Raw genomic sequence first — 19,761 nt, forward strand, 5'->3', positions numbered from 1 at the left:
CGGTTACTGATTTTCTTCCCGCGCGGTGCGGGCGGACTCGAGGCGCTTGCGGGCACCGTCGAGCCACGCCTCGCACCGCGCGGCCAGTTGTTCGCCACGCTCCCACAGCGCGATGGTTTGTTCGAGGTTGGTTGAGCCCGATTCCATCTGATTGACCACCTGCATGAGCTCCCCGCGAGCCTGTTCGTAGGAGAGCTGCTCCACGGGGGTGCCGTTGGTTTCGGTGGTGAATTCGATGTTTTCTGCCGCGTTATTGGCCATGATGATAGGTTTCCTTTCGTTCAGCGGTTTAGATATTGGAGTCTTCGGTGGATTCGACAGACGCGTGGGCGGCACCGTGGGCGGCACGCACCAGAATTTTTTCGCCGGGGTCTAGCTCGGTGGCGTCCTGAATGAGTGAGCCGTCTGCTCTCTGGGCCAGGGCATAACCGCGCTCCAGGGTCTGCTGCGGGCTCAGTGCCGTCACGCGAGCCCGCATCTGAGCCACCACGTCGCTGGCTCGGTGGATCTGGGCGGTCGCCGCGGTCAACGCGCGAGAGCGCAGGCGGTCGATGTCTTCCTCACGGTGGATGAGCACGGTCTCGGGCGCGGTGAGCGCCGGCCGCGATCGTACCTGCGCCAGCATCTGCTGCTCACGGTCGAGAAAGAAATGCACCGAGCGTTGTAGAAACGCGCGTGCCTCGGCGATGCGGGCGCGCTCCTCGGCGACGTCCGGCACGATCCGTTTGCCGGCGTCCGTGGGGGTGGACGCGCGCAGGTCCGCGACGTGGTCTAACAGCGGCGAGTCCGCCTCGTGACCGATCGCCGAAACAACCGGGGTGCGTGCGGCGTAGACGGCCCGCACCAGCGCCTCTTCAGAGAAGGGCAAGAGGTCTTCGAACGAGCCACCGCCGCGGGCAATCACGATGACGTCCACCTCGGGGTGCGCATCGAGCTCGTGCAGGGTCTCGGTCACCTCACGCAGAGCGTTGACGCCCTGGACAGCGACCTCGCGCACCTCGAATTCGACGGAGGGCCAGCGTAGGCTGGCGTTCCGGATGACGTCTTTCTCGGCGTCCGAATTACGGCCGGTGATCAGCCCTACACGGTGGGGTAACAGGGGGAGCGGTTTCTTGTGCCGGGTGTCAAACAGCCCCTCACCGGCCAGTTGTTGGCGCAGTTTCTCGATGCGTTCGAGCATGGTTCCCACGCCCACCGGGCGGATGCCCGAACCGATCATCGACAGCCTGCCGGTCTTCATCCAGAAATCGGGCTTCAACCGCACCACGACCCGCTGACCTTCGGCCAACTCATCACCGGCGCGGGCCGCCTCTTGGGCGAAGAGCGTGACCGAGACCGAAACCTCGTCGTTGACGTCGCGGAGGGTAAGGAAAGTAACCCGCGGACGCCGGTTCAACTCGATAACCTGCCCCTCGACCCAGGTGGGGGACACCTTGGCGATATAGGCGTGCATATTCTGCGACAGCCGGCTCAACGGCCACGGGTTCTCGGGCGTGGTGTCTGAGGCACGCTCGGCCTGTGGTTGCTGGGGCGCAACCGGCTGTTCATCGGGCACCAAGGAGGGTTCCAGGGAATCAGTCATAGACCCATCGTGACACGCCCGACTGACAAAATAAGCGCATTCTTGGCGACCGCCTCCAAGAACTTTGAGCGATTTCTCAGAGCCCGGTGGCCCGGTTGTGAACTCGAACAACGGTAGCGTTGACCTCATGGCCATTGATCCGAAGAAGACCACGCCGCGCGTGTCTGCGCACCGCGGTGAGGATTCCCCTGCGCTCAGCGTCACCGGGGACGACGCAGAGAAGACCCAGCGGTTAGACAATCACGGTAGCTGGCGCCGCACCGAACCCCTCGTCCCGGTCACCCAACAAGGGGCCGAGTACAGCCCTTCAGCCCGGCTGAGCTGGGGGTCCCGTATCGCAGGAGGTCGACCCGAGCACCGCGCTAGGGCGCGCGGTCTCCGGGCGTTGTCGGCGACCCTGTTGGCGTTGACCGCGGTGGTCCTCGGGATCTCGGGCGCGACCGCCTACTGGGTGCAACAGCACCTCGTCGACCCCGCCGGTTTCGCGCAGCTCTCCAACGAGATGGCGCACGACCGCGAGTTTCAATCGACACTGGCCCAGGCCGTGACCAACGACATCATGACCTCGGATATGGTGAAGAATTCAGTGGGGGACGGCCACCGCGACGGAATCTTAGGCACCGTGCAGAACTGGGCGCACGGCCAACTCTCGGGAGCGGTATCGTCTGCCACGCAGTCAGTGGTGGAATCCGATCAATACCCCCAGGTCTGGAACCAAGTGACCCAGCGTAGCCACGCCTATCTGATGGCCGTGGACTCCCGCGCGGCGGCGTTGGTGATCGGTCCGGTTTTTGACGCTGTCGATCAGAGTATCGGCACGGTGGCCGGTTTCGACCCGGACCTCAAACAGTTCGGCGAACGCATGATTTACCTGGACGCCCCGCAACAGGGCTCGTACCCGATCCACGACAAGATCATGCAGCTTCAGGACTTCTCGAAGAGCTGGATGCTGCAATTGGTACTGGCCGGCGTCTGCGCCGTTGTGGCCTTCCTGATCTTTCCCGGCAAACGGTTCTACTTCGCCGCCGTCGTCACAGCCCTAGTCGCGGCCGGATTGTTCTTCTGCACCCAGAACACCTCCTACATCACCGACCAGGCCGGGCAGTTGCAGGTCTCCACCGACGCCGGCCGGGTCTTCATCAACCAGCTGGCCACCCGCGTGGCCGCAGGCCTGGGTGATTTCTGGCACGGGTTGATCGGCCCCATCGTCCTCGTTGCGGCCGCATTCTTGGTGATCGGTATGTTGATTCAGCTGGCTCAGCTATCCGCGAGAACCCGCGGCCGCTCTTCAACCGTGTGAGCGGAACAAGTAGGATAGTCTGCATGTCCACTACTGCAGTTGATTCTTCCGTTTCCCTGGGTTTGCCGCAGGTGCCGCGCACCCGCCGAACCCGCGCCGAGGTCGAGGCCGCCGCCCCCGTGACCGGTGAAAAGCGGGTGTTGCTCGCGGCCCCGCGTGGTTATTGTGCCGGTGTTGACCGCGCTGTGATCGCCGTCGAGAAGGCGCTCGAGCACTACGGTTCGCCGGTATATGTGCGTAAGCAGATCGTGCACAACCGCCACGTGGTAGAGACGCTGGAGGCCCAGGGCGCGATTTTCGTGGACGAGGTCGATGAGGTACCCGAGGGTTCAGTCACCGTATTCTCCGCTCACGGTGTTTCTCCGGCAGTTATTGCCGGTGCCGAGGAGCGCTCGCTGAACACTATCGACGCGACCTGCCCGTTGGTGAATAAGGTGCACCGCGAGGCGATCCGCTTTGCCAAGCAGGACTACGACATTCTTTTGATCGGCCACACCGGCCACGAAGAGGTGGAGGGCACCGCCGGTGAGGCCCCCGATCATATTCAGATCGTGAATTCACCGGACGAGGTGGATCAGGTGACGGTGCGCGACCCCGAGAAGGTCGTGTGGTTGTCGCAGACCACGCTGTCGGTGGACGAAACCTTGGAGACCGTTGCGAAGCTGCGCGAGCGGTTCCCGTCTCTGCAGGATCCACCCTCGGACGATATTTGTTACGCGACCTCGAACCGTCAGGGTGCGATCAAGGAGATCGCGCCGCAGGCGGATTTGGTGATCGTGGTGGGGTCGGCGAATTCGTCGAACTCGGTGCGCTTGAAGGAAGTCGCGCTGGAGTACGGTGCGGCCCGCGCCGAACGCGTGGACTTCGCCAACCAGGTGGACGAGGCGTGGTTCGAGGGCGTGGCGACCGTGGGCGTGACCTCTGGTGCGTCGGTGCCCGAGGTGCTGGTGCGCGACGTGTTGAGCCTGTTGGCCGAATACGGTTACACCTCGGTTGAAGAGGTTGAGACCGCTAAGGAAGACATTCTCTTCTCGTTGCCGAAGGAGCTGCGTGCGGCCCTGAAGAATGAGGGGGACGCCGGCCGTCAGCTGGGTGGACGCGGCGCTAAGCCAACTAGATGAGCCCAGCGGTTGCGAGCTAGCGAGCAAGTAAGAGCTGGGCGAATCCGGTGGGTACGAGCTTGCGAGTTCCTTGCGGTTGCGAGCTAGCGAGCAAGTAAGAGCTGGGCGAATCCGGTGGGTACGAGCTTGCGAGTTCCTTGCGGTTGCGAGCTAGCTATTCCATGAATCGTAGTCGAAGGGCTGCTCGTCGGACGACGGGCGGCCCTTCGCCGTATCGCCACCGGGGTAGGGGCGTTCGGTGATGATCGCCGGGCCGTCGTCGTAGTCGTCGAAGCTCTCGTCTGCGCCCTCATTGAACCCGTCGGGGTACTGTTCCCAGAGCGGGATGTCCTCATAGGTGGGCGTGTAGGCGGCCTTCTTCGGGTCAAGCATGTGGTCCGGTTCTTCGGCAGAACCATCGGTGAGCCGGTTCTCTTCGAGGGCCGCGATGTACTGCTCGTAAGCGCTCTGCGCCGGGTCGGTTTCCTGCTGAGCTGCATCCGTGGCAACATCGGCGTCGTTCTCTTCCCGTTGATGCGAGGCAGGGTCGGGTTCTTCGATGTGTTCGAGGAACTCGGCGGCGGTGATCGGTTTAGGCGTTTCTTCGAGGACCGACGGGGTCAGGTCGTCGACGATGCCGGCCGCATCCAGCGCGGCGATCTTGCGGGCAGTGACGAAGACTCGGGATTCCAGCGAGCCGACCAGCGAGTTGTAGGACTGCACAGTGCGCCCCAGCATGCGTCCCATCGAGGAGAGGTGCATGCCCGCGGTGCCAAGGCGTTCATAGAGCTGTTTGGAGAGCGCGAAGAGTTCGCGGGCGTTGTCGGTCAGCGCGTCTTGGCGCCACGAGAACGAGATCGCCTTCAGCGCCGAGAGCAGAGAGACAGGCGATACCAGCGCCACGTTCTTCGATGCCGCGTAGTCCAGCAGGGTGGCGTCCGCGGTAAGCGCGGCAGACAGCGCCGACTCGACGGGGATGAAGCAGAGCACCAACTCGGGGGAGGCGTCGAAACCGGACCAGTAGCGTTTGGAAGCCAGGGCGTCCACGTGGGAGCGTACCGCCTTGGCGTGCCGTTTGAGGTGCTCGGCGCGTTCGGTGTCTTTCTCGGCGTCTTGGGCATTGAGATAAGAGACCAGCGGTGCTTTGGCGTCGCAGACGATGGTCTTGCCACCGGGCAGCGCGATGACCATATCGGGGCGCACGGCGGCGTCGCGGTCGGAGGAGTTGGCGGCCTGGGCCGAGACCTGTTCGGAGAACGAGACGTGCTCGGTCATGCCCGCGGCTTCGACCACGCGCTTGAGCTGGGCCTCACCCCAGGTGCCACGCGCCGAGGACGAGCGCAGGGCCGTCGAGAGGGTTGCCGTCATGGCGCGCAATTGTTCCTGGGTGCGCGCCGAATGCTGCAGCGCCTCGGAGACCGAACCGTACTGTTCGGCGCGCTGTTGCTCCATCGTGCGCACCGATTTTTCCATGGTGGCCAGCTGGGTCTTGACCGGGGCGAGGGCCTGAAGCACGTCGGCGTCTGCGCGGGAGCGTTCCTCGAGGTCGCGGACCCGCTCGCTGAGCAGGGTACGAGCCTCGGTGGCGCCCGCCAAGTCTGCGCGGAGCTGAGCGTTCTCGCGTTGTAACCCTTCAGCTGAACCGCCGTGGGAGCTCGCCAAGAACCAACCCAGCGCCACTCCGATGATGAGCGCCAGGATTACTGCCAAAACAACCGTTGTAAAAGTCACGGTTCAACTGTGCCAGAGCCGACTGACAAAATAAGCGAAAAATTTGCCGTCACGAAGATTTTTCTCGATCTCAACCGCAGCTGAACCTGCCCCGCAGGCGCATCGCTGTGGCCTACGTCCTGCCGGTGCGCCCTCGCCACCGCTTGTCACCCGCCGATAAAATTGGAGTATCTCGGGGACTCACATGCCCTGAACCACTATTCCGATTGATAGGGGAGCGCCCGTGCCCTACGTCTTCTTGTTCGTCGCCATCGCCGCCGAGCTGTGCGCGACCTCGCTGCTGAAATCCACCGAAGGGTTCACAAAGCTCGTACCCACGATTTCCTGTTTGGCGCTCTACAGTGTCTCGTTTTTAGGGCTGGCGCAGGCGGTGAAGACCATCCCGGTGGGCGTGGCCTACGCGCTGTGGAGTGGCCTGGGAACGGTGGCGATCGTGGCGATCGGCGCGGTTTTTCTGCACGAACCGCTCTCGACCATTAAGCTGCTCGGGGTGGGGCTGATCGCCGCGGGCGTGGTCATCTTGAATCTCGGCGGTGTCTCCCACGCGGAGGCCGGTTTTGAGCCGGAAACCGAGGTCGAGGCTCGCTATCTCGAGGAGAACCCGCTCTATCACGAACCGGTCACCGCGCAACTAGATGTCAGCGAGAGCCAGCACCCCGGTGAAAACCGCTAAACTAGACAGCAGATCAATTCCCATCCAGTAAGGTTCAATTTTCGTGGCTCTAACGATCGGTATCGTGGGTCTGCCCAACGTGGGCAAGTCCACCCTCTTCAACGCTCTGACCAAGAACAACATTCTCGCGGCTAACTACCCGTTCGCGACCATCGAACCCAACGTGGGCGTCGTCAACCTGCCCGACTCCCGCCTGGATCGCCTGGCCGAGATCTTCGGTTCGCAGCGCATCCTGCCCGCGACCGTCTCCTTCGTTGACATTGCCGGAATCGTGCGCGGTGCCTCCGAGGGTGAGGGCCTGGGCAACCAGTTCCTGGCCAATATCCGCGACGCTCACGCGATCGCCCAGGTGGTTCGCGCGTTCGACGATCCCGACGTGGTGCACGTGGACGGCAAGGTCGACCCCGCCTCGGACATGGAGACCATCAACACCGAGCTGGTGTTGGCCGATCTGCAGACCCTCGAAAACGCGATCCCGCGCCTGGAGAAGGCTGTGAAGATCAAGAAGGGCGACGCCGCGGCGCTGGAGGAGTACAAGAAGGCCCAGGCCGTGCTTGAAGAGGGCCACACCGTGATCTCGCAGGCGGACAAGGCCGGCATCGACCTGAGCAAGCTCAAGGAACTGAACCTACTGACCACTAAGCCCTTCATCTACGTGTTCAACTCGGACGAGGGCGTGCTGGAATCCCCGGAGAAGCAGCAGGAGTTGCGCGACCTGGTGGCGCCGGCCGAAGCCGTGTTCCTGGACGCCAAGCTCGAGGCCGACCTCGTGGAGCTCTCCGAGGAAGAGGCCCGCGAAATGCTGGAGATGAACGGCCAGGAGGAATCCGGCCTAGACCAGCTGGCTCGCGTGGGCTTCTCGACCCTGGGCCTGCAGACCTACCTGACCGCGGGCCCCAAGGAGTCCCGCGCCTGGACGATCTCGAAGGGCGACACCGCACCGCAGGCCGCCGGCGTGATCCACACCGACTTCGAGCGCGGCTTCATCAAGGCCGAGGTTGTCTCCTTCGAAGACCTGGACGCCGCCGGCTCCATGCAGGAGGCTAAGGCCCAGGGTAAGGTGCGCATGGAGGGCAAGGACTACGTGATGCACGACGGTGACGTGGTGGAGTTCCGCTTCAACGTTTAGCCCGTCATATAGCGGGGACGCCGCGGGGCGGACCGCGTTCGACGTGCGCTGTGTCATAAGATGGTGTGCGGTAACTACCATCCAAACAAGGAGAACACCATGTTGCGTATGAAGATCGCATTCGTCGCCGGCGCAGCCGTCGGTTTCGTGGCCGGTTCGGCAGCGGGCCGCGGCAGCTACGAGAAGCTCAAGGCTCAGACCGTCAAGACCTGGAACGACCCCAAGGTGCAGGAAGGCATCCAGAACGCTCAGCAGACCGTTCGCGAGCAGGCACCCGTCGTCGCCGAAAAGGGCAAGGTAGCAGCAGCCTCCGGCGTAGACCAGGCCAAGGCTAAGGCCGAAGAGGTCAAGGCCAACCGCGAAGAGAAGAAGGCTGATAAGAAGGCCGAGAAGCTCGCCGAGAAGGCACCGGCAGACGTCGTCTCTGACCCCGCCGCAGCCATGGAAGACGAAGGCCCCGCCAACCACCGCCGCTAAGGCGTACCATGTCGACAAACCGGGAGACCCGCCCGCAACCGTCCAAGAAACGGCGCGGCGCGGGAATCCCGGTTTGTCGCCGTCTCACCCACCACACCTGTCGGCGTCAGCGAGGGAGCACATGACCTCACCGGAGAACATCCTCTTCTACCTCAGCACCGACCACGACGCCCAGGTGCGCGACATCTTCGCCCAGCTCGCCGACCGCGGTTTTCCTCAGCAACACCAGACACCGCACATCAGCGTGACCTTCGCACCCCGACTGCCGCAAGAAACCGTCGACCTCGCAGCCAGGCTGTTGCCTGACCACCTACCTGCCACGTTCTCCCGGCGCGGTTTCGTCACCTTCGGCACGCGCAGTAAACAGACCGTGGCCTGGATGCTCGAAACAGACCTCCAACTCGAAGCGGTTGCTCGGCAGATCAGCGCCACCAACCCCGAAGGCAGGGGAGAGCGGTGGATCCCACACCTCACTCTTGGCCTGCGCCTACCGCGCCGCATGGTCGGCGACTACATCAATGCCCTCGATGAAATCGCCTCGCCCTATTTCAAAGAGATCATCGCCGACCGCGCCGGGTACTGGAGGCCTGCTCAGCAACAGCTACAGCTTTTCGAAAAGGCGCGGGCCGGGGCCTAACCGGATCGGGCCCTTCACCTCGGCGAGGTTAACTTCCTCACCCTTCTGCATAATCACTAGAACCCCCGCTTCAGACTGTTCCGCCGCCACCTCGCGGGCCAGGGGCATGAGATCCCGCCAATGATCGGCACCGACCACGCGCGCGGCGTCCGAAGGGCAGATCGTGGAACCGTCGCGGGCACGTAACAGCGTGCGCATCGTGGCAGCTAAACGATGACGCTGGCCCTCCTCGGTGGGTTCCCACCACTTCTCACCGCGCTCACCTAGGGCCACCTTGGCGTCCTGCACCCGGAACCGCGCGGCGTCCCCTTGAGACTTCACGAGCCGGCGAGCGTTCATGAGCTCCTTAACCAGCTCTTTTTTCAGCTTCTCTGGGATATTCGGGTCGGTCGCGCGCCACTTGCGACCCTTGACGATGATGTACCGACCGTCTTCCGTCTTCTCCGGTTCCGGCATGACTCTCACGCTCCTCCGCGCCAACAACCTGAAACTTCAGCTTATCGCGCAGGGTGTTAAACGGACGCGCGCCCCGGTCTCTCAGGGAAGACCGGGGCGCGCGTTTACCTGTGGGCGCTACCGCTTAGAAATCACAGTTTTCGTGAAAGCGGCGCACCATGGCCTGGAACGTCCAGGCCACCAGGGCCAGCAGTCCCAACCCGGTTGCAAGACCCTGTGCCAGGGCGCCCGAGTTGTTGTGTTCGGATGCGACCGTGGTGCTCTGCTCTGAACCCTCAGCCGCAACCTGCACAGCCGCCTCCGGGATCTCGGTGGTCAGCAGGGACGCGGGCTTTTCTGACGTAAGCTCCCCTGCGGGTTGGACCTGGATCTCGTGGGCGGCCACCGTTGTGGAAGGTGCGCTCTGCGCCTGGGCCGGGATTCCCCAACCGGCCGACAGCACAAGCACACCGCTTGCCAATACAGTTTTTGCCTTCATCTTTCCCCCAATAAAAGTGCGGCAATGCGAACAAACTGACTCCATCAATATAGTGATGAAGAAGCGAATTTTTGGGGAACTTTGTGCTCTCTTTCAGCCGGCTCTGCGGGAGACGAGAATAATAGGTCGCCGGGGGAGTCGGCGGCGTTGATGTGTGCAAGCTGGCCGTCACCTGCGTAAACACGGGAGAAACAGACAAGTCTACGCGTGATAGTTTTATTTGATAAAGAAAATAATAAAATTCTTTTGTCAGGCGAAATTCAAAATCTAATCATCGTCAGACCGGGGTAATCCTGTCGAAAAACTTACAGCCGATTACCCAGCATAAGAGAAAGTAACCACATGCACCCAGTTCTGCACCTCATGCGTCAGCGCCACACCACCGCATCCCAGCCGCTGAAAAGAGACGACGACGCTCGCCTCGCGATCGTGCTCGAAGGGGGATCCTCCCGCGCGGCTTACGGTGGCGGAATGATTGGCGCGCTCGAAAACGCAGGCCTCTTGGCCGTCTTTGACGCGGTCTACGGGGTCTCGGCGGGAGCGCTGAACGGTGCCTGGCTCATCTGCGAGCGTGCCAACGCCAACATTCACGGTTGGTGGGCTCCGGAATCCATGAAGGGAACCATCCGCCTGAGCAACGCCCTCAAGCGGATGCCCGTGGTCAACGGGGACTTCCTGGTGGATGAAATATATGAGAACTTCACCCCGATGGGTTTCGACGAGATCCTGGCCAGCGACATCGAGTTTCACCCGATCGCCACCGACGCCGACACCGGTGCCTCCACCGACCTGCGTCCGATGATCCACGACCGCGACAGCCTGAAGCGGGCGATGAAGGCGACCACCCGCGTCCCGCTACTGTCGGGGGAGCCGGTGGAACTGGGCGGGCGGCGGTTCATCGACGGCGGCATGGCCGAGAACGTGCCGGTCGAGTCAGCGCTGGCCGACGGTGCCACCCACGTATTGGTGATCCGCACCAAGGCGCCCAGTCTCGCGCTACCCAGCACTCCGACTCTCAAACAGCGCACCGTGGCGCGCTGGATGGCAAATCACGCTGCGGGGGCGGCGCACACCTGGGTGGAGCGCGACCGCATGAAACAGCGTTTAGAGCGTCTGATGGACGCCGATGAGCGGGTCTTGCAGGTCGCCCCGGCTGCGGGCGTCCCCAAGATCTCGATGGTCGGCTCGAACCCGAAGGTGCTACGGGAAGCCGTGGAGACCGGTCGCGCCGTCATGGCCCGCACGCTCGAACCGGTGATCGCCGCATAGGTCAGTGGCCTGCGGTTATGCGCCTACGTACTGCGCCAGGTGTTGCCCGGTGAGCGTCTCGCCCTGTGCGACCAGCTCGGCGGGGGAACCGGTGAAGACCACCCGGCCGCCCTCGCTGCCAGCACCGGGGCCGAGGTCGATGATGTGGTCGGCATGGGCCATGACCGCCTGGTGATGCTCGATGACCACCACAGTCTTTCCCGAGTCCACCAGCCGATCGAGCAGGGTGAGCAGCTGCTCCACGTCGGCCAGGTGCAGACCCACGGTCGGCTCGTCCAAAACGAACACCCCGTCCTGATCGTTCATGTGGGTGACCAGTTTCAACCGTTGCCTCTCGCCGCCCGAGAGCGTGGAGAGCTGCTGGCCCAGTGTCATGTACCCCAGGCCGACCTCGTTCATCCGCGCCAAAATCTTGGCTGCCGCGGGCACCTTGGTTTCTGCGGCCGAGAAGAATTCCAGCGCCTGCTCGGCGGGCAGTTGCAAGACCTCGCTGATGTTCAGTTCACCTAAGCGGTACTGAAGTACGTCCTCGTTGAATCGCTTGCCCTGGCAGGTTTCGCAGGGCAGGGACACTTTGGCCATCACGCCGGCCTCGACGTCGATGGTGCCGGTTCCCTTGCAGTCGGGGCAGGCGCCCTCGGAGTTCGAGGAGAACAGCGCCGGCTTGACCCCGTTGGCCTTGGCGAAGGCCTTGCGGATCGGGTCCATGAGACCGGTGTAGGTGGCGGGGTTCGAGCGTCGCGAACCGCGGATCGGTGCCTGATCGATCGCCACGACCTCGGCTCCGTCGATCTCGGCTCCGACCAGATTGCCGTGAATCAGCGACGACTTACCAGAACCGGCCACCCCGGTGACCACCGTGAGCACGCCGAGCGGCACGTCCACGTCCACGGTCTGCAGGTTGTTCTGTGACGCCGAGCGAATGGGGTAATGCCCGGTGGGTTTCCGGACGCCGGTCTTCAGCTCCGCGCGGTAGGCCAGGTGACGGCCGGTGAGGGTGTCAGAGGTCTTCAGCTGCTCGAACGTGCCCTCGAAGGTGATCTCACCGCCGCCGTTACCGGCGCCGGGGCCAAGGTCGACCACGTGGTCGGCGATCGCGATGGTCTCGGGTTTGTGCTCCACGACCAAGACGGTGTTGCCCTTATCGCGCAACGAGAGCAGGAGCTCGTTCATTTTCGCCAGGTCGTGCGGGTGCAGACCGATGCTGGGCTCGTCGAAGATGTAGGTGACATCGGTCAGCGCCGAGCCCAGGTGGCGGATCATCTTGGCCCGCTGGGCCTCGCCTCCCGAAAGGGTCGCCGCGGGGCGATCCAGCGAGATGTACCCGAGCCCAATCTGAACGAAGGAGTCCAGGGTCTCTTGCAGGGAGGCCACCAGCGGGGTCAACTGCGGGGCGTTCAGTTGCCGTAGCCACTCGGCCAGGTCGGAGACCTGCATCGCGGTCAGCTGGGCGATGTTCTTACCCTTGATCTTTGAGCTCAGCGCGGCTTGGTTCAGGCGCGTGCCCCCGCACTCGGGGCACTGCACAAAGGTCACCGCGCGGTCGGCGAAAGCGCGGTTGGCCTTCTGCATATCCTCTTTGTCTTTGGCCAGAATCGACTTCTGAATGCGGGGAACCAGGCCTTCGTAGGTCATGTTGATCCCGGCGATCTTCATGCGCGTGGGTTCTTTATAGAGGAAGTCGGTCAGTTGCTGCTCGGTGAAGTCTTTGATGGGGACGTCCGCGGGGTAGAGGCCGGACTCGCGGTAGAGGCGGGCGTTCCAACCGCCGTGGTTGAACCCGGGCACGGTGAAGAGATCGTCTTCCAGCGTGAGGTTATCGTCGTAGAGCTCGGCGAGATCGAGGTGGGTGGTGCGTCCTAGTCCCTCGCATCGCGGGCACATGCCGCCGGCGCGGTGAAACTTCACGACCTCTTTCTTGGCCCCTGCCTTCTCGACGGTGCGTGCCCCCTGTGCGTGCACCGTGGCTACGTTGAAGGAGTACGCGTTGGGGCCGCCGATCGCCGGTTCGGCCAGGCGGGAGAACAGGATGCGCAACAGGGCGGTGGCGTCGGTGGCGGTACCCACGGTCGAGCGGGGATTGCCGCCGATGCGCTCCTGGTCGACGACGATGGCGGTGGTCAACCCGCGTAGCACGTCCACCTCGGGGCGGGGAAGTTGCGGCATGAACCCCTGGACGAAGGCGGGATAGGTTTCGTTGATCAGCCGTTGCGACTCGGCGGCCAGCGTGCCAAAGACCAGCGAGGATTTACCGGAACCCGAGACACCGGTGAACACGGTGAGCTGGTGCTTGGGGATCTTCAGGCTGAGGTGCTTCAGATTGTTCTGGTGGGCGCCTTCGATCGTGATGAAGCGGGTATCGTGCGGGGGATGAACCGTCATGGGTGCTCCTGCGTGTCAGTGTGCGGCAAGTGATCTCTCGGTCTCATCGTAGCGGCCCGCACCGTTCACTGGACGATAAATCGGGCCCCTTACCTTGTCAGCCGCCGCGCAGTGCACAAGAATAGGGGTATGGCTGAAACTAAATTTCAAGGTGAATCTGTAACTACCAGTGGCGACCTGCCCGAGGTTGGCTCGGTTGCCCCCGAGATCAACGTGGCAGGCACCGACCTCTCCGACATCTCGCTGGCCGACTTCAAGGGCAAGCGGGTTGTGCTCAACATCTTCCCCTCGGTCGATACCGGCGTCTGCGCTCAATCCGTGCGCACCTTCAACGAGAAGGCTTCGAAGTTGGAGAACACCACCGTGCTGTGTATTTCTAAGGATCTGCCCTTCGCGCTGGATCGCTTCTGCGCCGCAGAGGGCATCGAGAACGTCGTCTCGGCGTCCGCCTTCCGCTCCACTTTCGGCGAAGACTACGGCGTCACCCAGGCCTCCGGCCCGCTGGCGGGTCTGTTGGCTCGCGCGGTCATCGTTCTGGACGAGGCCGGCAAGGTGACCTACACCCAGCTGGTTCCCGAAATCACCGAGGAGCCCAACTACGACGAGGCACTGAACGCTCTGAAGTAACGAGAGAGCAACCCCGAAACCCGGTAGCGGCGCATGCCGTTGCCGGGTTTTCTGTTGCATCCACCCCTTTGCGCCGCGAAGCGATAATTTATCGTTGTTCAGGCTGATGATTGGTGGCCCCTCTGGTAGTCTGAACTTTGCCTTAACTCCCATTAGATATTCTTCATCGAAAGATCGGGACCATGTCTGAAGCTTCCCACAGTCAAACTCCGGTATCGGAGCGCGACCTCAAGCGCGGTCTCAAATCGCGCCACATGCAAATGATCGCCATCGGCGGCGCCATCGGAACCGGCCTGTTCGTGGCATCCGGTGCGACCATCGCCAACGCTGGCCCCGGTGGCGCGTTGGTCGCCTACGCCGTCATCGGTCTGATGGTATTGCTGCTCATGCAGTCCCTGGGCGAGATGGCCTCGTACCTGCCGGTGCCCGGCTCGTTCCAGACCTACGCCTCGCGCTACGTCTCGCCCTCCTTTGGCTTCGCCATGGGCTGGAACTACTGGTTCAACTGGGCCATCACCGTGGCTGCCGAACTTGTGGCCGCCGGGATCATCATGAACTTCTGGCTCCCGGGAGTGCCCGGATGGGTGTGGGCTGCAGTCTTCCTGATCCTGCTCTTCGGCCTCAACGCGCTGTCTTCTCGCGCCTACGGCGAGGGTGAATTTTGGCTGGCCACCATCAAGGTGGTCACCGTGATCGTGTTTCTGATCGCCGGTGTGGCCATGTTGCTGGGTATTATCGGCGGCACCTCGCCCGGCTTCGAGAACTGGACGAAGGGTGAAGCTCCGTTCGTCGGCGGACCGATCTCCATTATCGCGATCTTCATGGTCGCCGGCTTCTCGTTCCAGGGCACTGAGATGGTGGGCGTGGCCGCCGGTGAATCGGAGAACCCGCGCCGCGACGTGCCCAAGGCCATCAACTCCGTCTTCTGGCGCATCCTGCTCTTCTACATTGGCGCGTTCATCATCATCGGTTTCTTGATCCCCTACACCGATCCGAACCTCTTGCGCACCGACGCCACCGACATCGCCTACTCGCCCTTCACCCTCGTCTTCGAGCACGCGGGTATCGCGTTTGCGGCGTCCGTGATGAACGCGGTGATCCTCACCGCCATCCTCTCCGCGGGTAACTCGGGCCTCTATGTTTCCTCCCGCATGCTGTACTCGCTGGCGATCGAGGGTAAGGCACCGCGAATCTTCGCTCGCGTGAATAAGCGCGGCGTACCCATGCCGGCACTGATCATGACCGCGGCCGTGGGCATCTTCGGCTTCTTGACCGCAGTCATGGGCCAGGGCGGGGCGTACACCTGGCTGGTGAACATCTCAGGTCTGTCGGGCTTCATCGCCTGGGTCGGCATCGCCGTGTGCCACTACCGCTTCCGCCGTGCGTTTCTGAAACAGGGCCACTCGCTGAAGGAACTACCGTACGTTGCCCCGTTCTTCCCCTTCGGCCCCATTCTTGCGTTCGTGATGTGCGTGTTGGTGATCCTGGGTCAGAACTACGAGGCCGTCTTCGACGGACGCCTCATGGAAGTCGTCACCGCGTACATCGGTCTGCCGGTGTTCTTGGCGGTCTGGTTGATTCACAAAGTCGTGACCCACGACAAGAAGATCCCGCTCGAGCAGGTAGACGTGACCGGCCTGGACGTCGAACAGCACAAGGTGATCGACTAATCTGGTCTAAAAATGCCCGGGGCCACTCACAGCGATGAGTGGCCCCGGGCATTTTTATGGACGTTGGTGGAGGCGCGGTGTGGACGCGCTGGGTAGATGCACAAAGCAGAAACGCGTCCGGCGGAAAACCTGCCCTAGAGTGCGTACTGCACGGGCAGGCGTCCTTTCTTAATGGCCTCGATCATCTTGTGGTAATCGGCGGTGCACAGTTGCGCATATTCGTGCGCCCAGCGTCCCATGTGTTCGTCGAAATCATGCCCCGCCTCGCAGAACACCGCGATGTCGTCGATGTGGCGGGACTGCGCGTGCGCGCGGGCCAACAGGGAGGCGCAGACCTTCGCCGTCTGTTTGAGGCCGTCGCGGTCGAGCACGGCCAGGTTGATGGAGCCCTTCATGTCGCGGAACTGCCGCACATAGTAGTCGGCGGTCGTTCCCTGGCGGGTCGGAACGCCCTCGAACCAACCGAGGAAAGGGTCCGACTGCGACTGCATGACGCGTTGCCCGGCGACCACGCGAAAGCCGTTGCCCATCGGGCGGTCGGGGAAGCCCAGCGACTCGGAGGTCTGCTCGATCTTGCCGTAGGTGTGTAGCACGGTGTCTTGTGCCTCTTTGATCTGCAGGAACAGCGGGTTCTTCAGGCGGTCCTGCAACAGCACGATGAAGCAACGGGTGCCCACCGAGCCCACGCCCACCACGCGCAGCACGTGGTCCTTGATGCGGAAGTTACGTAGCAGGTAGCGGACATCGGGGCTGGCGGAGTATTTGTACTCCAGCCAGAGTTTCTCCATCATCTCGTCGGTGATTTCGTCGACGTGCATGGTCAGCGGCGGCTGGTCGACGATGCGCGGCTCGCCGGATTCGTCGGTGACGGTGAACTTGTGCAGCGCGTGCAGGGAGTCGCGGTTGCGGGCCTTCTTCTCGAACTTGTTGAACAGCGGCAGGTACTCTTCTTTGATGAGTTCCTCGAAGGTGTCGGTGTTGACCCGCGAGTAGAAGCGTTCCAGCGCCGGTTCCTCGTTCATGCGCAGGATCGTGCGGCGGTAGTACTTTGAGGTTTTTTCGGCCAGCACGGTGGCGGTGCTTTCGGACTCCCCGTTGTCGATCGCGGCCAGGTAGACGGAGGCCACCAGGCGTTTGAGGTCCCATTCAAAGGGGCCGCGGCCGGCTTCGTCGAAGTCGTTGAGGTCGAAGAGCAGGTTGCGCTCGGGGGAGGCGAAGTAACCGAAGTTGCCGATGTGGGCGTCCCCGCAGAGCATCGGCATCACGCCGGAGTTGGGCGTGGTCGCCAGGTCTGCGGCCATCGCGCCGGCGGTGCCGCGGTAGTAGGTGAAGGGCGACTCCGACATGCGGCCGTGTCGCACGGGGACCAGCTCGGTCAATCGCGATCCGTTTTGTTCGATGATGATGTCGAGCGGATCGAGCTCGCGCTCGGGTGGAGCCGTGAGCGCCTCGATGTCTGACAAGGGGATCATTCGGTGACCTTCTCTGTGGTTGCTGTGCCGTACCCCAGTATAGATGCCGCGGGGGAGTGTGGGTGTCGTTCCGGTGTTGTCCGCGCGGGGGTGTGGGTAGAATTGCTGAGGTTTTGCATCTGTGAGGAAGGACGGCCGTGGCCAAGCTTTATTTCCGGTATGGCGCGATGAACTCGGGTAAGTCAACGGCGTTGCTGCAGGCCGCCTATAACTACGAGGAGCGCGGCCAACGGGTGCTGCTGGCTAAGCCGCAGATCGACACCAAGGGCGACGAGGACGTCGTCTCTCGGCTGGGCGTGACCCGGCACGTGGACTTTCTGGTGGGGCACGACGCCGACCTTCGCGAGCTCTTCCACCGGGCGGCGTCCAACGCGCACCCCGACTCGGCGCACCGGGATCTTGAGGTGTCTTGCCTGCTGATCGACGAGGCGCAGTTCTTGACCACCGAGCAGGTGGACGACCTGATGCGCATCGCCGTGCTCGATAACGTTCCGGTGATGTGTTACGGCATTCGCACCGACTTTCAGACGCGGGCGTTCCCCGGCTCGGCGCGCCTGCTGGAGATCGCCCACACCCTGGAGGAGCTGAAGACCATCTGCCGCTGCGGCAAGAAGGCGCTGTTCAACGGACGCACCGTAGACGGCACGTTCGTGTTCTCCGGCTCCCAGGTAGCGATCGACGGGGTGCATGTGGGGTATGAGTCGCTGTGTGCGAACTGTTATTTGGAGGAGTCGGGAGGAGTATTATTGCCTAGGATTGACATAAAGGCAGAATTTCACTGAATCAAAAGTAATAGATCTGACTAAAATCAATTAGCTATTGATAGCAAAACCGCAATACTTTTATATATGAATTAGAATAAAATCTAAAGTTGCGAAATTTATTTATTAATACATTCAAGGGAAGGGGGCGTGTATTTTATAAATTTATCATGAGGTGGCTTATTTAATCAAGTTAAGTGGCTCATTAAATACTCCCTATGGGGCGCTACATCTTAAATAGAGCCCCATAGGGAATGATAAAATCAGTCTAGTTCAGATTGGGGCAACAATAGTTTAGAAATTGAATCTATTATCTTGCGAGCTCTAAACTCAATTATATTGTTTATTTCATCATATTCTTCTTGCGCTAGGTGCGAATCAACTTTCGCAAACTCTTCTTTAGTCAGATAATGGGACTCATTAATTAGGTATTGGATCTTTGAATCTTTGATCTCAGCTTCACTTAGAAATTCGTAGAGATTTTTATCTTTCTTGGAGTTGTTTTTGGACTTTACTAGGTACATGCAATTTCCTATTGAGTTTCCAAAGATTTTCCTATCGCCGGATTCAATAGAGTTGATTTTCTTTTTAGCTATCACATGTTCCCTCTCGAGCCTATCAGTGTCAAACAGTTTATTTGAAAGATAGGTCAAATTGGCATGGATGGCGGTTATTGCTGTGGTGTCAGCATTAAAATTAATTCCGGAATTTTTCTCATCTAGCCATTGAATAAAAGAATTTCTAAAGTCATCAATATCTAATATAGTTAGGTAATTCTTTTGGTTAACTTCTGGATAATAATCATAGAGTCTAGTGTCTCCATGTGCGGCCCATGTGCCATAGAAATGGTCATAGAGATAATATCCCGGCAAATTATTCATAGTTTTTATATAATCACATGAGCCAGACTTTAGGTTCCACAGAGCCGAGAAGTAGGATAAAGTTTTAAAGGTTGTTGAAAGACCGGTTTGATATCTAGAACGAGAGCTAGGTGTAGTTAGAAGCTTGCTAAAAGTTTCATTGAGATTAAAGCAAATCGAGTCAACCTTATCTAATATTTCTGGCAGATTTTGGTTAATGAACTCTTGCTTATTAATTAATTCATCTAATTTTTTATTATCGATGTTACAGGCAATTCCAAGGATGCCAAATCCCAACTCTGAGCCGGTATTTTTAGTGCCTTGCGGAACAATAGAGGGAAGGTTTTTTTCTATAAATCTACCTAATGCGATTCCAAGTTCTGCGAGTGTAAGCTTCCGGTCTTGCTTTATTTCATCGCGTGAAAAATTGTCGAGATCAAATGCAGAGTCCTGTATTTTCTGCTCATAATATTCAATCGTAAGGTCAAGAATTTCATCCGCTATTACATTGGAAGAGGGGAGATTTATTTCAGAGCTCGCCCAAGAGGCATTAAAGATTTCGTATTTAGTGAGGGGGACGCCGCCTTTATTTAAATTTTCAAAAACCTTAGGCAAATACTTTTTATCTCCAGTAAACTCGATTAATGGGATTTGTAGTGAGTCTAGGTCGATATATTTTCCTATTTCTTCATGAAGGGCAAATATATATTTTCTAATTTTTTTCTTATCGGTTGATGGGTCTAAGTCGTCAGCCCAATCGGGCACGGCATTACTTATATCGTCGCTTGCAAGCAGTTCAATTAGCTTTTTTTCTGATAACTTCTCAACGGGCTTTAGCTCACTATTAATAGCTTCTAGACGAGACAATAGAACTTCTTTGTTGAGTGGTATCCAGAAGTCTAAAGGATTTTTGCCCAGCTCATTAATTGTGTTTAATCTCTGTTGTCCATCCAGTAATAGTAGCTTCGATTTAGGATCGTGTGGTTTTTCTGGATAGACAAGTAGGGATCCGAAGGGGAAGCCATCGTGGAGTGTTTTGATGAATTCATGCTTAGTTGACTTGCTCCATACCAGCCCTCGCTGAAATTTTGGGATCTTGATCCTATCTAGGTCTTTGCCGACTAATGTTTCAGTTTTATACTGTCTTTCCATTGTTT

Annotated in this window: 18 protein-coding genes; 10 read left to right on the forward strand and 8 right to left on the reverse strand. The window is 60.1% G+C overall.

The window, feature by feature from the left end:
- Nucleotides 1–3: 3 nt before the first annotated feature.
- A complete protein-coding gene (locus VVR12_RS00195) occupies nt 4–261 on the reverse strand; it encodes an exodeoxyribonuclease VII small subunit (RefSeq protein ID WP_368549106.1) in 258 nt (85 codons plus the stop codon).
- Between the two features lie 28 nt (nt 262–289).
- Nucleotides 290–1,582 (reverse strand): exodeoxyribonuclease VII large subunit, encoded by a 1,293-nt coding sequence (xseA, locus tag VVR12_RS00200; RefSeq protein WP_368549107.1) that lies wholly within the window; start codon nt 1,580–1,582, stop codon nt 290–292.
- Between the two features lie 64 nt (nt 1,583–1,646).
- Between xseA and VVR12_RS00205 the strand changes: the two genes are divergently transcribed.
- Complete coding sequence (locus tag VVR12_RS00205; protein ID WP_368549108.1) at nt 1,647–2,882, forward strand: hypothetical protein; 1,236 nt, start codon at nt 1,647–1,649, stop codon at nt 2,880–2,882.
- A 23-nt stretch (nt 2,883–2,905) separates the two neighbouring features.
- Nucleotides 2,906–4,003 (forward strand): 4-hydroxy-3-methylbut-2-enyl diphosphate reductase, encoded by a 1,098-nt coding sequence (locus tag VVR12_RS00210; protein ID WP_368549109.1) that lies wholly within the window; start codon nt 2,906–2,908, stop codon nt 4,001–4,003.
- Nucleotides 4,004–4,153: 150 nt separating this feature from the next.
- Here VVR12_RS00210 and rmuC read toward each other — a convergent pair whose 3' ends face one another.
- Entirely contained in the window at nt 4,154–5,713 is a 1,560-nt protein-coding gene (gene rmuC, locus VVR12_RS00215) for a DNA recombination protein RmuC (RefSeq protein ID WP_368549110.1), read from the reverse strand.
- 223 nt (nt 5,714–5,936) lie between these two features.
- Between rmuC and VVR12_RS00220 the strand changes: the two genes are divergently transcribed.
- From VVR12_RS00220 to VVR12_RS00235, 4 genes are all read left to right on the forward strand, one after another.
- Nucleotides 5,937–6,386 (forward strand): multidrug efflux SMR transporter, encoded by a 450-nt coding sequence (locus VVR12_RS00220; RefSeq protein ID WP_368549111.1) that lies wholly within the window; start codon nt 5,937–5,939, stop codon nt 6,384–6,386.
- Nucleotides 6,387–6,429: 43 nt separating this feature from the next.
- A complete protein-coding gene (ychF, locus tag VVR12_RS00225) occupies nt 6,430–7,515 on the forward strand; it encodes a redox-regulated ATPase YchF (RefSeq protein ID WP_368549112.1) in 1,086 nt (361 codons plus the stop codon).
- Between the two features lie 99 nt (nt 7,516–7,614).
- The gene (locus tag VVR12_RS00230) at nt 7,615–7,992 is read left to right on the forward strand and encodes a hypothetical protein (protein WP_368549113.1); all 378 of its coding nucleotides are present in this window, start codon (nt 7,615–7,617) and stop codon (nt 7,990–7,992) included.
- Nucleotides 7,993–8,113: 121 nt separating this feature from the next.
- The gene (locus VVR12_RS00235; RefSeq protein WP_368549114.1) at nt 8,114–8,629 is read left to right on the forward strand and encodes a 2'-5' RNA ligase family protein; all 516 of its coding nucleotides are present in this window, start codon (nt 8,114–8,116) and stop codon (nt 8,627–8,629) included.
- Here VVR12_RS00235 and VVR12_RS00240 read toward each other — a convergent pair.
- Together VVR12_RS00240 and VVR12_RS00245 are read right to left on the reverse strand one after the other, a co-directional pair.
- On the reverse strand, nt 8,594–9,085 hold the full coding sequence (locus VVR12_RS00240; RefSeq protein WP_368549115.1) for a DUF3253 domain-containing protein: 492 nt from the start codon (nt 9,083–9,085) through the stop codon (nt 8,594–8,596). The two genes, VVR12_RS00235 and VVR12_RS00240, sit on opposite strands and share 36 nt — an antisense overlap.
- A 124-nt stretch (nt 9,086–9,209) precedes the next feature.
- On the reverse strand, nt 9,210–9,563 hold the full coding sequence (locus VVR12_RS00245; RefSeq protein WP_368549116.1) for a hypothetical protein: 354 nt from the start codon (nt 9,561–9,563) through the stop codon (nt 9,210–9,212).
- Nucleotides 9,564–9,905: 342 nt separating this feature from the next.
- Here VVR12_RS00245 and VVR12_RS00250 point away from each other — a divergent pair, with 342 nt between their 5' ends.
- Nucleotides 9,906–10,832, forward strand: a complete 927-nt coding sequence (locus VVR12_RS00250; RefSeq protein ID WP_368549117.1) for a patatin family protein — start codon at nt 9,906–9,908, stop codon at nt 10,830–10,832.
- A 15-nt stretch (nt 10,833–10,847) separates the two neighbouring features.
- On the opposite strand, the gene VVR12_RS00255 is transcribed toward VVR12_RS00250, so the two are convergent.
- A complete protein-coding gene (locus tag VVR12_RS00255) occupies nt 10,848–13,214 on the reverse strand; it encodes an ATP-binding cassette domain-containing protein (RefSeq protein ID WP_368549118.1) in 2,367 nt (788 codons plus the stop codon).
- 129 nt (nt 13,215–13,343) lie between these two features.
- Here VVR12_RS00255 and tpx point away from each other — a divergent pair, with 129 nt between their 5' ends.
- Both tpx and VVR12_RS00265 read left to right on the forward strand, forming a co-directional pair.
- Complete coding sequence (gene tpx / locus VVR12_RS00260; RefSeq protein WP_368549119.1) at nt 13,344–13,841, forward strand: thiol peroxidase; 498 nt, start codon at nt 13,344–13,346, stop codon at nt 13,839–13,841.
- A 182-nt stretch (nt 13,842–14,023) separates the two neighbouring features.
- Entirely contained in the window at nt 14,024–15,511 is a 1,488-nt protein-coding gene (locus tag VVR12_RS00265; RefSeq protein ID WP_368549120.1) for an amino acid permease, read from the forward strand.
- A gap of 134 nt (nt 15,512–15,645) precedes the next feature.
- Here VVR12_RS00265 and VVR12_RS00270 read toward each other — a convergent pair whose 3' ends face one another.
- Nucleotides 15,646–16,983 carry a DUF2252 domain-containing protein gene (locus VVR12_RS00270; protein WP_368549121.1) on the reverse strand — a complete coding sequence of 446 codons (1,338 nt, stop codon included), beginning with the start codon at nt 16,981–16,983 and terminating at the stop codon, nt 15,646–15,648.
- A 137-nt stretch (nt 16,984–17,120) separates the two neighbouring features.
- Here VVR12_RS00270 and VVR12_RS00275 point away from each other — a divergent pair, with 137 nt between their 5' ends.
- Nucleotides 17,121–17,765 (forward strand): thymidine kinase, encoded by a 645-nt coding sequence (locus VVR12_RS00275; protein WP_368549122.1) that lies wholly within the window; start codon nt 17,121–17,123, stop codon nt 17,763–17,765.
- Between the two features lie 242 nt (nt 17,766–18,007).
- Here VVR12_RS00275 and VVR12_RS00280 read toward each other — a convergent pair whose 3' ends face one another.
- A complete protein-coding gene (locus tag VVR12_RS00280; protein ID WP_368549123.1) occupies nt 18,008–19,756 on the reverse strand; it encodes a DUF262 domain-containing protein in 1,749 nt (582 codons plus the stop codon).
- Nucleotides 19,757–19,761: the final 5 nt, after the last annotated feature.

Origin of the sequence: Rothia sp. LK2588 (assembly GCF_040946465.1) — a bacterium.
GTDB lineage: Bacteria > Actinomycetota > Actinomycetes > Actinomycetales > Micrococcaceae > Rothia.